Raw genomic sequence first — 13,580 nt, forward strand, 5'->3', positions numbered from 1 at the left:
AACAAAATGGATAAAGACTTCTTAGTACTAAAAAACATCAATAAAACCTTCGGCAAAAACGTCGTCATCGACGATCTCTCGCTCAACATCAAACGCGGTTCAATGGTTACCCTGCTCGGCCCCTCAGGCTGCGGCAAAACCACCGTCCTACGCCTAGTCGCAGGACTGGAAAGCCCCACAAGAGGGGAAATCTTCATCGACGGCGAAAACGTTACCAAAACCTCCATCCAACACCGCGACATCTGCATCGTCTTCCAATCCTATGCCCTCTTCCCGCACATGTCGATCGGCGATAACGTCGCCTACGGACTGCGCATGCAAAACATCGCCGCGCAAGAACGCCGCCAACGCGTCCAAGAAGCCTTGGAACTCGTCGATCTGGCAGGCTTTGAAAACCGCTACGTCGACCAAATCTCAGGCGGACAACAGCAGCGCGTCGCCCTTGCCCGCGCCCTCATCCTCAAACCCAAAGTCCTACTCTTTGACGAACCCCTCAGTAACCTAGATGCCAACCTGCGCCGCTCCATGCGCGAAAAAATCCGCCAACTGCAACAAAGCCTCGGCATTACCTCCTTATACGTCACCCACGACCAAAGCGAAGCCTTTGCCGTCTCGGACGAAGTCATCGTCATGGACAAAGGCAACATCATGCAAAAAGCTCCCGCTAAAGAACTCTATCTGCGTCCCAACTCCCTCTTCCTTGCCAACTTCATGGGCGAAAGCAGCATCTTTGAAGGCGAACTCAAACAAGGCGAAATTTGCATCAACAACTACTGCCTGCCCTTCCCGCAAGCCGCCGGCTTCAACATCGAAGACGGCGAATGCCTCATCGGCATCCGACCGGAAGCCGTCCGTCTCAGCAACACGGGCGAAGCCGCGCAAGCCTGCACCATCAGCAGCGCCGTTTACATGGGCAACCACTGGGAAATCATCGCCGAATGGGCAGGAAAGCCCCTGCTCATCAACTGCAACCCTGAAGATTTCGACCCCGAAGCCAAACAAGCCTTTGTCCACCTTCTCACGCAAGGCATCTTCCTGCTGAAAAAAGAATCGTAAAACAAGCGCTACGCATGAGAAGAACTGATGCGCTAGCGTCCGCAATAAAGACACATCGGCAAGCGCCAAATTTGCTTGCCGTTTTGCTATAGCCGGAGAAGTGGAAAAGCAGTACAAGATAAGCCAAGGCCGTAATAACCTGAGTTCGGGATAAGCCACCTCTATTTAGCAGCCGCCAAAGCATTCTTCCCAAACATCTGCGGCTTATACGCAAACAAGCAATATGCCGTTAATCCAGAAATCAGATTCAACAAAAATCCCTTCTCTGAACGATGGCGAGTATGTTCAATTTGGCATAGATTCTTTAACTGATCAAAAATCGTTTCAACAACACATCTTTGTTTTAACAACCTTTTTTGTTCAGGACTTTGGGGCGGGGATTTCATATTCTTTTTCTTGCCTGTCAGTAAAGTGATGTTGTATCTCTTTTCTAAGCAATCGCTTAACTCTTTGCTGATATAGCTCTATCCCCAACCAACAATCCAAACAGTTTGTTTGCCATTTGTCGTAAGCCTTTACGGTCATCAACATTGCCTGGCGTTAGGCAGAAATTGACTAGCTCTCCTACATGATTAAACACTGCATGAAGTTTGAATCCATAGAACCAACCCATGCTGCTTTTGCCACGTTGAGCAATGTTTTTAAACACTTTATGCCTATGAATTCGACGATTGTGGCAAACAGATAAGATGGTGGAATCCACGATACTGATGCCTGTACATTTCCCCATTTGAGTACTGAGAAAAACCAACATAGCAGGTAATGCACGTTGTGCTAATTCGATAAATCGATTGTAGCTTGGCATGGTGGGGAATGCTGTTTTCCAAATGGTTTTAATTTGCCATAGATAGTAGCTTTTGAAATCACGCATGCGGATATGATGGAAATAGATCCATACGGTAATGATTTCGGAAGTACTGATAGAGGCTTTTCGGTTTCTGCTGTTGGGTTTGCTGATGAGTGTGCGGTTAAAGTCTGCTTCAAATGTTTTACAAAAATCATCTACTTGGCAGAAAAGTGTTGTAAGATGTTCCATGTTAAAGGGCTTTTGTGATGGTTTGTTTTGTCAAAACAGTAGATTATCACAATTGCTCTTTATTTTTTAGTGGGGTGCTTATCCCGAACTCAGGTTATTATAGGTTGGTATTTATACCCGACGCAATAAAAATGCACCCGAATTCAGGTGCATTTTTGGTTTTGAATGGATAGGCAATGCTTATTTCACAAATAAATCGCCCCACCATTTTTTCAATAAGGCATCAATGGTGCCGTCGGCTTTCATTTCTTTAATAGTTTTATCCATTTTTTCTTTGAGTTCCGGATGATTTTTATTAATTAGAAAAGCAATCCGATCTTGTCCGAACGTATTGTCAATCACGCTTTTTAAATTATATTCTTTATAGGTGTTGACATAGCCCAGAATGATAATATCGTCGTTAATGGTGGCATCGGCTTTGCCGCGAATGACGTCTTTGACCGCCAAAAAGCTGGTAGGCACGCTTTTAATGCTGCCGTCGTTGTCATGCTCAGCTTTTAATTCTTTCAGCCATTTTTCATGTGTGAAACCGCCTTGCACCATCACGGTTTTATCTTTTAAATCTTGCCAGGTTTTGATGCTCTCGTCTTTGGTGACAATAGTTAAAGGGCTGCCAATAAAATACGGTTCACTGTAGAGAAAGATTTTTTCGCGCTCGGCGGTGATACTCAAAGCTGCCGCCATCACATCTGCTTTGCCTGCCTGCAGGCTATCAAAGCCTTGACTGATGCTGCCAATCACTTCTTCGCGAATATCCAAGCCGGAGCGTTTTTTGATTTCGGCGATTAAATCGCTCTCAAATCCTGCAATTTTGCCTTCATCGCTCATATAGCTGAGCGGCTCGACGTGCAATACGCGCAGCATTTGATAATGACCGGGCGTTTGTGCTTGAGCAGTTAAGCTACTGAATAACAAAGCACAAGAAAGTACTTGTAAAATTTTTTTGCTATGAAACATGGTATTTCCTTCATAAAGTAAAAACCGCTTGGCGGCGGAGAAGCGCTCAAACCTTGCTTTGCTTTTTACTCATCACCGCTCAAGCGGCGGCAAAGTCTCGGTTTGAATATAGACGAAATATTACTTAACCTGAGGGTAGTGCATCAAAAAGTATGCTAATACAAAACAAGCTGAGAAATTGATAAAATAGTGAAATGCAAATCACACTATACATCAACTGTCCAGCCTGTCTAGGTGACAGTATAAAGAAAAACGGCAAAAAAAACTATGGCAAACAAAACTACCAATGCAAAGATTGCAAACGGCAATTTATTGGCGGTTATGCCTTAACCTAACCTGAGTTCGGGATAAGCACCCCACTAAAAAATAAAGAGCAATTGTGATAATCTACTGTTTTGACAAAACAAACCATCACAAAAGCCCTTTAACATGGAACATCTTACAACACTTTTCTGCCAAGTAGATGATTTTTGTAAAACATTTGAAGCAGACTTTAAACCGCACACTCATCAGCAAACCCAACAGCAGAAACCGAAAAGCCTCTATCAGCACTTGCGAAATCATTACCGTATGGATCTATTTCCACCATATTCGCATACGTGATTTCAAAAGCTACTATCTATGGCAAATTAAAACCATTTGGAAAACAGCATTCCCCACCATGCCAAGCTACAATCGATTTATCAAATTAGCACAACGTGCATTACCTGCTATGTTGGTTTTTCTCAGTACTCAAATGGGGAAATGTACAGGCATCAGTATCGTGGATTCCACCATCTTATCTGTTTGCCACAATCGTCGAATTCATAGGCATAAAGTGTTTAAAAACATTGCTCAACGTGGCAAAAGCAGCATGGGTTGGTTCTATGGATTCAAACTTCATGCAGTGTTTAATCATGTAGGAGAGCTAGTCAATTTCTGCCTAACGCCAGGCAATGTTGATGACCGTAAAGGCTTACGACAAATGGCAAACAAACTGTTTGGATTGTTGGTTGGGGATAGAGGCTATATCAGCAAAGAGTTAAGCGATTGCTTAGAAAAGAGATACAACATCACTTTACTGACAGGCAAGAAAAAGAATATGAAATCCCCGCCCCAAAGTCCTGAACAAAAAAGGTTGTTAAAACAAAGATGTGTTGTTGAAACGATTTTTGATCAGTTAAAGAATCTATGCCAAATTGAACATACTCGCCATCGTTCGGAGAAGGGATTTTTGTTGAATCTGATTTCTGGATTAACGGCATATTGCTTGTTTGCGTATAAGCCGCAGATGTTTGGGAAGAATGCTTTGGCGGCTGCTAAATAGAGGTGGCTTATCCCGAACTCAGGTTAATTTTATATATTTTGTATAATTAATGGATATTTTTAATAACATTGACAAACACTAGAACTTACAATAGTTAGTACATCAGTTTACTTCCATAATCTCTCCATAAATCGCTAATTTCAATATACCCATCAGGAAATGAGTCTATTGCAAGTATTTTATCTGAAAAATAAACGTTATCTGCAACACTATTTGTCCACTCTACTAAACTTGAAGACAATATATTGATTTTATTATCAAATAGGATGTTGGAAACAAATACATTTCCTTCGAATATAAATTCAATATAATCATTTATTTCTAATTGAAGTCTTGCGAAAATTTTCTTATCATAAATTCTTAAATAAATCGGAGAATTGATACCACTATCTCCATATCGAATAACAATAGAAATGCATTCTCTATCAATGCAATAATGGGTTAATTTTTTGGGATTGATATAACAATACATAATGTATAAAACTATACATATAGCAAGTATAAAAAAAGTAGAGAATACATATTTTAAAAAGGTCACTCTTATGTATTTAAATATAAAAATTATAGAAAACAATATTGGGATAAATATCACAAGAACAATTATTATAAAATCTACTTTGTTAAGGAATTGCATTGAATAATTCTCCAACGGTTGGTACTTTGTTAGGAATTAGATTTTTTAGTCTCTTTTCTGTTTCAATTTTTTCCAGTCCTAACTCATAACCATACTTAGATTTGTAATACTGATACGGCAATTCACCATACATAGGAGCAGTACCATAAGTTTTTCCAGTAATGGTATGTAATACCACACCTGTCTTTCCATCTTGTTGCAAAGCTCCGCTTGCTTTTTGGAAATCAGAAAATGATTGTCCTAAAACAGCAGCATTCATACCAATTAATATATTTCCTACATCTTTTATGTAATATTTATGCTGAAATATAAGTCAATAAAATGGCTTTCCTTCGCACTACGGACAGGTTGCTTTTCATCACATACTCTATCAGTAAACTACCAATATAGTAGCGGAAATCATCATTAATACTGCATTTTTGTCACTTTGCAAACTCGGGTTTTTCTACCTTAGGCATATGGTCATAGGCTTTCCAGAGAATTTGTTTGGGTAACAAATCGGCTTGTTCATGAGCATAGACAATTTTCAGCCATATTGTGGCATGTTCGATTTGCCCTTTGCTAAGCCAATCATTTTCCATTTTTCTATTTAATAATTTTCTGGCAGCAGAAAATAGTTCATCATATGAAAATTGATTCTCAGCGTAATGCAGGCAATAAGCATAAGCCAGTTTCGCCTCCGACATATGGAGATGTTTTGTCGAAATATCAGCCGGATGATATTGGCGGTATCCTTCAATACCTTTCTCATATTCTTGCGCCAATAAACAACGCATGCCCCAATCAGCCAATTGGGCGGTGGGCATTTGGCTTTCAGGATAGATATCCGGATTCAAGAGACTTTGTTGATGAAAATCCAATACCCTATTCCACAAGCTTAAATCATCTTGATTATCGCGCAGCCATAAACCCAAGGCTAAACTGATATGTAAATTGGTTTGATGAAAGGCGATACTTTCATTATGGTTGGGACCTATGCCCTCGTTGTGTTCAATCCCATGGCATAACCAATTGATGCCGCGCTCTAAAATAGGGGCATAGCGTTCCCCTAAATTAACCAGTGTGGCATTTAATACATCTGTTATATCATGAGAACCGTAATTACCTAAAAAATCATTATTTTCCGGATTTGTATGGTTAAAACAAAAATCATACATAAAGCCGGTATAGCTCTCTATTTTTTTTGCAACCGAAAATTTCATTGATTACTCCTAAGGCTGTAATTTGCTGTCGATCACTTTACGGATTTCAGATGACTTTACCCCTCCTTGACCGACGGTATAGGTCGTCACGTTCCCTTTTTTTAAATTTTGCAATGCCATTGCTTTTATTTTAGGCGGTAGAGTATTCGATTTTCTAACCAATTTTTCTGCTTCGTAAACTACCAATATAGTAGCGGAAATCATCATTAATACTGCATTTTTGTCACTTTGCAAACTCGGGTTTTTCTACCTTAGGCATATGGTCATAGGCTTTCCAGAGAATTTGTTTGGGTAACAAATCGGCTTGTTCATGAGCATAGACAATTTTCAGCCATATTGTGGCATATTTGGTTTGTCCTTTACACAGCCAATCATTTTCCATTTTTCTATTTAATAATTTTCTGGCAGCAGAAAATAGTTCATCATATGAAAATTGATTCTCAGCGTAATGCAAGCAATAAGCATAAGCCAGCTTCGCCTCCGACATATGGAGATGTTTTGTCGAAATATCAGCCGGATGATATTGGCGGTATCCTTCAATACCTTTCTCATATTCTTGCGCCAATAAACAACGCATGCCCCAATCAGCCAATTGGGCGGTGGGCATTTGGCTTTCAGGATAGATATCCGGATTCAAGAGACTTTGTTGATGAAAATCCAATACCCTATTCCACAAGCTTAAATCATCTTGATTATCGCGCAACCATAAACCCAAGGCTAAACTGATATGTAAATTGGTTTGATGAAAGGCGATACTTTCATTATGGTTGGGACCTATGCCCTCGTTGTGTTCAATCCCATGGCATAACCAATTGATGCCGCGCTCTAAAATAGGGGCATAGCGCTCCCCTAAATTAACCAGTGTGGCATTTAATACATCTGTTATATCATGAGAACCGTAATTACCTAAAAAATCATTATTCTCTGGATTTCTAAGGTTAAAACAAAAATCATACATAAAGCCGGTATAAAGCTCTATTTCTTCTGCAACTGAGAATTTCATTGATTACTCCTAAGGCTGTAATTTGCTGTCGATCACTTTACGGATTTCAGATGATTTTACCCCTCCTTGACCGACTGTATAGGTCGTCACGTTCCTTTTTTCTAAATTTTGCAATGCCATTGCTTTTATTCTAGGCGGAAGAGTATTCGATTTTCTAACCAATTTTTCTGCTTCTTCTATTGCTTTTCCTAATGCTGGCTCTTTAGTAAAGGTAGGGGAAACTTTTCCTGATGTTGGTGCCTGACGGAATTTGCTATCCCATAATTCTACTTCAGCAGTTTTAAGATTAACGGTCAGTACATCACTGCCATGTGCGCCTATTTTGTCTCCATATTTCAATACAACTCTGTCGGAATTAGCTAATTCATTAGCTAAGCGCAATTCTGCGCGAAAGCCATTTATGTGTGAATTGACTTGATTGGGAGTACCATTACTTAATAATTTTGGTGTGTAATCCCAGCCACTAGCAGGTTCTGGTAATTTGTGATGTAATTCTACTCCATTAAATACTCTTTGGCCAAATGGTTTGGTTAGTTTCGGTATAGATGTTGCAGAAACTTTTCCAGCTGCCGCTGTAGCAAGAGGAAAAAGATAGGTAGCACCTAGAAATTCTTGCTGCGTATTAGGCTGATATGGATTTTCTTGCTCGTATTGGTTATAGCTGAATGTGCCAACAGGCATGCCAAATTGTGCGCCACCTGTTGCAGCAGCACGATTATCCCAAGCAGTTGCCTTTAATCCAGTCAAAATTCCTTTAGCAAAATCTGAATTATTCCCTTTTGGCAAATTTTCTCCTGTGAACATTTCTCTGCTAAACGGATTTTTTAAATTAAACGGAGGTGACTGATATTGAGCTGCTTGAGAATATTTGTTTAACAAAAAACTCGTTTCTTCTACTTGCTTTGGAAAAAACTGCTTTGATTGTATAGCCATTCAACCCAAAAATCTATTTATACTGAAAACGTCCAGATTTCTGGCATTGCTTAATTCTTATGATTTATTTTTAACGCTGCGCTGTGCCGTACTTTCTTTGCGCTGCCAAAGAAAGTGCGCAAAGAAAGGCAGCCCCTTGCCTTGCTCCGCTACGCGGAGTTCCCTTGCCAGCTTGAATTTTTCGGCGCACGTCAAACTCACTACGCTGCGCTTCGCTCAAACAGTGACGCGCTTGTTCCCGAAAAATCCTGCGCTGTCTGCGGCAAGGCAAAAGGGGATTTTGAGTGCTCCGTAACTGGTTTTGTGGGAATTTGCAGTTTCGCCGGCTCTGCGTAGCGAGTTTTGCTCAATACTTTGCTTTCTTTGCTCTTCGTAGGAAATTCCGTCTTGTTTTAAAGTTTAACGGCTATAGTTATGCATTTTATTAATACAAATGTACAACCGTGGAAAAACCAAAATAAAATAAACGCGAAAATAGAAACATAATTAAAACCCCCAATCGAATATAAGGTTTTTCCGTATAAAGTTTTCTTGTTATATTGATATAAAATATAAAAAAAATAATAATGTAAGAAAATATAAAAAGTGGTGTTGATTTAATAATAGCACTTTTAACCTCCGCATTAGTTAAGACAGAAAACATCATAAAACAAAAAACAGTGTGAATATCTAACAATATAAAAGTTAATATCTCAGCAATTATTTTGTTTCGTAAATTCATTTGTCTCTACCTTGTTTTTCATCTGTAGAATTAAATGTTTTTATTGCATCAACATTCGGGCCAAATGAGAACTCTCCAAGAAAATTTCTATAATACCACTCAGAATTACTTTTTCTACTATCATATGTCGTGTTATCTCCGTTACCACTACCAAAATCCATCCACGGATCTACATCATAATCTATATGTCCTATTCCTTCTGACTCTGGATAGTAATTAAATGTTCCAGCACTAGACGGCAAGGTAACAATATTATTGTTCCTATCCACAATCACTTCATATTGTCCGTTTCTATGGATGTACTTTGTATTAACAAAAGTACCGTCTGCATTTCTTGCAACGCTCTTCCCGTCTTCAGAAAAATTATGGAAGGCATTCTTGCTATCAGGATACTTTTCCCAATTGCTATCTATATTATTATTTCGCATATCTTCTTTAAAGAGCTCGATTCCGGGAGCATTCCACAAAGTCCGCTGGGTTACATGTAGGTAGTGGAATTTTTCACAGTCAGCATTAATTCTGCAATTATCGTAAGCTTTGTTAAATTCAACGTTTCTACTCCGATCAAGATTCTCTATCTGAAGATATTCGTAAATGGCGGCTTTCTCTTCCTCTGTTCCAACCGATTGATACCATGCTCTTTGTGCCCGGGAATCCAGCCAAGCGTATTTTTCCAATAGGGCATTTCTCCTTTGAGCTTCGGGTACGTTTAGATAGTTCCCCTCCACCGCCCTTCTGCCCGCATCGGCTGCCGTTGCGACTGCGGTATTTCCGCCGCCTGCGATGCCGCCGATGCCCGCGCCAATGAGTTGGGCAATGTCGGCAAGTTGGCTTTTTTCCGCACTACTGAGTTTGGCGGGGTCTTGTGTGCCGTAGAGGCTTTGTGCGATCAGCGGGATGGCGGCTTCGCTGCCGCCTGCCGATAGGGCGGCGGCAAGCGGGTCGTTGTCGCCTAATGCCGCTGTCAGCGCGGCAAGGGCGGCATGAGCGCCGATATGGGCGGTGCTGCCTTCGGCTTGCTTGGTTTTGGCTATTTGGCCAAGTTGGTAGGTCAGCAGCGGGGCGCCGGTATTGGCGATGCTGCCAATGAGGCCGTTGCCGTTGGGGGTGGATAGCCCCGAGGCGAGCATATCCAGGGCGACGCCGAGTTTTTGCAGTTGGGCGGCTTGCTGTTTGTCGCCTGATTGCTCGGCGGCTTCGACTTTTGTATTGATGAGCTGGCGCACGGCGCCGCGGGTGCGGGAAAATTCCTGGCTGATGTCGCGTTGCAAGTCAAGACTTGCCTGTACGTTTTGGGCGTCAAAGCGGTTGATCAGCGCCCCGCTGCTGCCTTGGGCGTCTTCCGTGTTGATGTCGCGGCGCAGTTCGGGGGCGGTATGTGCCGCACCGAGGTGCAGGTTGGCAGTGTTGATGCCGCTGTAGGTGGTACTGTGTCGGCGGTCTTGTGCTTCTCCATAACCGATGCTGTTGTCGCTGCCGCTGAGGCCGCCGCCTTGGTTGATCAGATGGGGATTGTCGGCGGCGCTGCCTTGGCCGAGCGTTTCCCCGCCAATGGCGCCGCCGCCGGAGAGGCCGATGCTACTGCCTTCGTAGTGGCTGTGGTTGTGCAGGTCGCGGGCGGAGAGGGTGGCAGTGCTGAAGCGATTGCGCCCTTGCGCTTCGGCAGCGGCTGTGGAGGTGATCAGCCCGCCGATAAGTTCGCTATGCCCGCCGATGTCGATGCGGTAGCCGCCGTCGCCGGCAAAGATGCCGCTTTGTTCGCTGACGGCGGCGTGGTCGGCATTGATTTTGCTGCGGTTGTAGTTGGCACTGCCCGAGACGCCGTAGCCGATGGTGATTTGGCCGCCGAGGTTTTCCTGTTTGCCGCTGTAGCGCAGGCTGTCCTGCAGGCTTTCGATGTTGAGGTTGGCGGCTTGGATGTCGATGCTGTGGCCGTGGATTTGGCCGCCGCGCAGGGCGAGGCTGTTTTGCGCTGTGAGCAGGGTGGCGCTGTCGGCGTGGCCGATACGGCTGTGCTGCCAGGTGTTGCTGTCGCCGTTGCCGTAGCCTTTACCGATATTGCCGCCGGCGGTTTAGCGCTTTGCCCGCTTGTTGGCGGCGGCTTTTGCCGCTGCTGCGGGCGGTTTCTCCTACGGCGATCAGCATGGAACGGGCTTTGCTGAAGATCACTCGATAAAAACGCTTGTTCATGTTCTGTCCTTAGAAAGAATAGTTGAAATAAAAACCGAAAACGGGCTTTTCGCTCGGAAATGAGGCGGGTTTGTGAAGGGGCGTAAGTGCTGATACAGGCAAAACATTCTTGAAAATAGATTATACCTATTGTTTGCCAAAGATACTGCCGGTTTCCTGATAATTCTTTTTCCAGACGGGCAGTAATTCTTTTGCAATGCTGATAAACTTTTCTCTTTTGGGAACATCTGTTTTTATTTTATCATTAATAAAACTCTCAACAAACTCAAAATCACCTAATACAATTCTGGCATAACAATACCTTTCTGCATTCCCCCCATCCGACTGAAACGGTATATTCTCCAATAACTCCCTTTCATCACTATAGTTATAATATTTTTCGATAACCCTCAAACCGCGGGCAAAAAAATCGCGGATATAGCGTTCGGCGGCAATCAGGTCATAAACAAACTCCCGATAAACCTGCGTTTTGAGCGTTGCGCCCGGGCGGAGAATTTTCATGGTGGAAATCGGATACCCTCCCCCATAATATTTTTCTCTCACTTGTTTGATTAGTTTGGTAGTTTGTTTGTTTTCCAGCCAAACACTGGGTTGAGCGGACAGTTTAAATGCCCATAACGGCATAATATAAATGGTGCTGTGATTGCCGATTTTATATCTAAAGCTTTCTGCGGCATAAGCCCAACCTTCATGCTCTGCGGCAATTTGTTTGCAGATGGGGGCAACATCTTTTCTACTGAGCAGTTTCATTTTATTCTCCAACTTCTCTTAACAAATATATGCTCCTGGGAACTGCCCCTTCAAAAAGCCGGGCATCCTCAGCATTTTTTCCAACACTTATTGCACAACCCTTAATGCAGTTTTGATAGACTTCCGACTGGTTGCGCTGCAAACCGGCGTTGCCGGTTTTGACTTCAATGCCCGCTCTTCCCTGTGAATCCAGCGTAATGTGGCTGACTTGCCGATTGTTTGACAGGTCAATGGCGATATAGCCATTAGAGACGGGGATGCTGGCTTCAGCCCCTTATTTTTTGCTTCTTTCATTAGGCTCTGCTTTTTTTTTGAGAAAAATTTTCCATCATCTCAATAACAGGTTTAAAAATGGCTTCATCTCCTCTATTTTTTTTAATACCTTCAAGAACTTCATATTCACCATTATGAAAATGAATATCCGCTCCTTTTTTTAGCATAAGTTCTAATATATCTAGCCTTTCGGGCATTGCTCTAATCATCGCTAAAGGTATTGCTCTATCTTGGTTAGGAATGTTAGGATCAGCCCCCGCTTCTAGTAGGGCAATCACCGCTTCAGCATTACGTGCACGCATAGCATAGTGCAATGGCGTCATGCCATAAATATCCTGAGCATTAATGGAGATACCTTTTCTTATAAGAAATTCTATTACGCTTTTAGGGGGGTTAATAGGGTTAAATCCCATCAAGGATTTATGTAACCAATTCCATTTTTCTTTTTCTGTAACTTCTAATAAACTTCTGTGGGGATTCGATTTTATAATTTTTTCAACTTTAACAGTGTCTCCTACATCTAATGCTTCTAATATTTCTACACCACTCATATCGTAATTCATAATTATTTACCTTGTTCAAAGAATTTATTAATGTCTCTAATGATTGATTCAATGTCATCAATTCCTGGTTTTTCACCAGAGTGTCCTCGGTTAATTTTGCTATTCTCTAACCTGAAATATTCTGGATGGCTATTTACAAAATCATTGAATTGTTGCTGCGTCATTCCTTTTTGATTAGCGGCAAGCACTAGACGACGATGTTCATATCCAGGAATATGCCCTTAATAAATACATATTTCTAGAAATTGCCCCTTCAATAAGCCCGGTATCCTCAGCATTTTTTCCAACACTTATTGCACAACCCTTAATGCAGTTTTGATAGACTTCCGAACCTATTTCTTACCAAAGACACTTCCGGTTTCCTGATAATTCTTTTTCCAGACGGGCAGTAATTCTTTTGCAATGCTGATAAACTTTTCTCTTTTGGGAACATCTGTTTTTATTTTATCATTAATAAAACTCTCAACAAACTCAAAATCACCTAATACAATTCTGGTATAACAATACCTTTCTGCATTCCCCCCATCCGACTGAAACGGTATATTCTCCAATAACTCCCTTTCATCACTATAGTTATAATATTTTTCGATAACCCTCAAACCGCGGGCAAAAAAATCGCGGATATAGCGTTCGGCGGCAATCAGGTCATAAACAAACTCCTGATAAACCTGCGTCTTGAGCGTTGCGCCTGGGCGGAGAATCCTCATGGTGGAAATCGGATACCCCCCCCCATAATATTTTTCTCTCACTTGTTTGATTAGCTTGGTAGTTTGTTTGTTTTCCAGCCAAACACTGGGTTGAGCGGACAGTTTAAATGCCCATAACGGCATAATATAAATGGTGCTGTGATTGCTGATTTTATGCCTAAACTCTTCTGATATATAAACCCAACCTTCATGCTCTGATGCAATTTTTTTGCAGATGGGGGCAACGTCTTTTCTACTGAGCAGTTTCAT

At 42.0% G+C, this 13,580-nt stretch carries 14 protein-coding genes and 4 pseudogenes; 3 read left to right on the top strand and 15 right to left on the bottom strand.

Going from position 1 to position 13,580, the window contains the following annotated elements:
* Window positions 1–6: 6 nt before the first annotated feature.
* The gene (gene fbpC / locus DYC63_RS01960; protein WP_115217693.1) at window positions 7–1,056 is read left to right on the top strand and encodes a ferric ABC transporter ATP-binding protein; all 1,050 of its coding nucleotides are present in this window, start codon (window positions 7–9) and stop codon (window positions 1,054–1,056) included.
* 161 nt (window positions 1,057–1,217) lie between these two features.
* Here the strand turns inward: fbpC and DYC63_RS01965 are convergent.
* Together DYC63_RS01965 and DYC63_RS01970 are read right to left on the bottom strand one after the other, a co-directional pair.
* Window positions 1,218–2,092: pseudogene (locus tag DYC63_RS01965) on the bottom strand (IS982 family transposase).
* A 180-nt stretch (window positions 2,093–2,272) separates the two neighbouring features.
* Complete coding sequence (locus tag DYC63_RS01970) at window positions 2,273–3,049, bottom strand: substrate-binding periplasmic protein (RefSeq protein ID WP_115217694.1); 777 nt, start codon at window positions 3,047–3,049, stop codon at window positions 2,273–2,275.
* 194 nt (window positions 3,050–3,243) lie between these two features.
* Between DYC63_RS01970 and DYC63_RS01975 the strand changes: the two are divergent.
* Window positions 3,244–3,381, top strand: a pseudogene (locus DYC63_RS01975) (IS1/IS1595 family N-terminal zinc-binding domain-containing protein); the annotation flags it as partial.
* Between the two features lie 97 nt (window positions 3,382–3,478).
* Window positions 3,479–4,355: pseudogene (locus tag DYC63_RS01980) on the top strand (IS982 family transposase).
* A 94-nt stretch (window positions 4,356–4,449) separates the two neighbouring features.
* Here DYC63_RS01980 and DYC63_RS12520 read toward each other — a convergent pair.
* From DYC63_RS12520 to DYC63_RS02055, 13 genes and pseudogenes are all read right to left on the bottom strand, one after another.
* Window positions 4,450–4,827 (bottom strand): hypothetical protein, encoded by a 378-nt coding sequence (locus DYC63_RS12520; RefSeq protein ID WP_172459368.1) that lies wholly within the window; start codon window positions 4,825–4,827, stop codon window positions 4,450–4,452.
* Between the two features lie 148 nt (window positions 4,828–4,975).
* Window positions 4,976–5,248 (bottom strand): hypothetical protein, encoded by a 273-nt coding sequence (locus DYC63_RS01990; protein ID WP_115217696.1) that lies wholly within the window; start codon window positions 5,246–5,248, stop codon window positions 4,976–4,978.
* Between the two features lie 163 nt (window positions 5,249–5,411).
* On the bottom strand, window positions 5,412–6,191 hold the full coding sequence (locus tag DYC63_RS01995; protein WP_115217697.1) for a hypothetical protein: 780 nt from the start codon (window positions 6,189–6,191) through the stop codon (window positions 5,412–5,414).
* A 9-nt stretch (window positions 6,192–6,200) separates the two neighbouring features.
* The gene (locus DYC63_RS02000) at window positions 6,201–6,398 is read right to left on the bottom strand and encodes a hypothetical protein (RefSeq protein ID WP_115217698.1); all 198 of its coding nucleotides are present in this window, start codon (window positions 6,396–6,398) and stop codon (window positions 6,201–6,203) included.
* A 16-nt stretch (window positions 6,399–6,414) separates the two neighbouring features.
* A complete protein-coding gene (locus DYC63_RS02005) occupies window positions 6,415–7,194 on the bottom strand; it encodes a hypothetical protein (RefSeq protein WP_115217699.1) in 780 nt (259 codons plus the stop codon).
* A gap of 9 nt (window positions 7,195–7,203) precedes the next feature.
* Window positions 7,204–8,127, bottom strand: coding sequence for a hypothetical protein (locus DYC63_RS02010; protein WP_147284906.1), 924 nt, complete (start codon window positions 8,125–8,127; stop codon window positions 7,204–7,206).
* A gap of 717 nt (window positions 8,128–8,844) precedes the next feature.
* On the bottom strand, window positions 8,845–10,074 hold the full coding sequence (locus tag DYC63_RS02020) for a VENN motif pre-toxin domain-containing protein (protein WP_115217702.1): 1,230 nt from the start codon (window positions 10,072–10,074) through the stop codon (window positions 8,845–8,847).
* 684 nt (window positions 10,075–10,758) lie between these two features.
* Window positions 10,759–10,905, bottom strand: a pseudogene (locus DYC63_RS13640) (hemagglutinin repeat-containing protein); the annotation flags it as partial.
* Window positions 10,898–11,038 carry an ESPR-type extended signal peptide-containing protein gene (locus DYC63_RS13645; protein ID WP_115217703.1) on the bottom strand — a complete coding sequence of 47 codons (141 nt, stop codon included), beginning with the start codon at window positions 11,036–11,038 and terminating at the stop codon, window positions 10,898–10,900. The gene DYC63_RS13645 and the pseudogene DYC63_RS13640, both read right to left, overlap by 8 nt.
* 126 nt (window positions 11,039–11,164) lie before the next feature.
* Window positions 11,165–11,788: a hypothetical protein gene (locus DYC63_RS02035; protein WP_115217704.1), complete on the bottom strand. Its 624-nt coding sequence runs from the start codon at window positions 11,786–11,788 to the stop codon at window positions 11,165–11,167.
* A gap of 293 nt (window positions 11,789–12,081) precedes the next feature.
* Window positions 12,082–12,624 (bottom strand): ankyrin repeat domain-containing protein, encoded by a 543-nt coding sequence (locus DYC63_RS02045; RefSeq protein ID WP_115217706.1) that lies wholly within the window; start codon window positions 12,622–12,624, stop codon window positions 12,082–12,084.
* Between the two features lie 2 nt (window positions 12,625–12,626).
* Window positions 12,627–12,839: a GH-E family nuclease gene (locus DYC63_RS02050; RefSeq protein ID WP_115217707.1), complete on the bottom strand. Its 213-nt coding sequence runs from the start codon at window positions 12,837–12,839 to the stop codon at window positions 12,627–12,629.
* 117 nt (window positions 12,840–12,956) lie between these two features.
* Complete coding sequence (locus DYC63_RS02055; RefSeq protein ID WP_115217708.1) at window positions 12,957–13,580, bottom strand: hypothetical protein; 624 nt, start codon at window positions 13,578–13,580, stop codon at window positions 12,957–12,959.

The organism is Suttonella indologenes (genome assembly GCF_900460215.1).
GTDB lineage: Bacteria > Pseudomonadota > Gammaproteobacteria > Cardiobacteriales > Cardiobacteriaceae > Suttonella > Suttonella indologenes.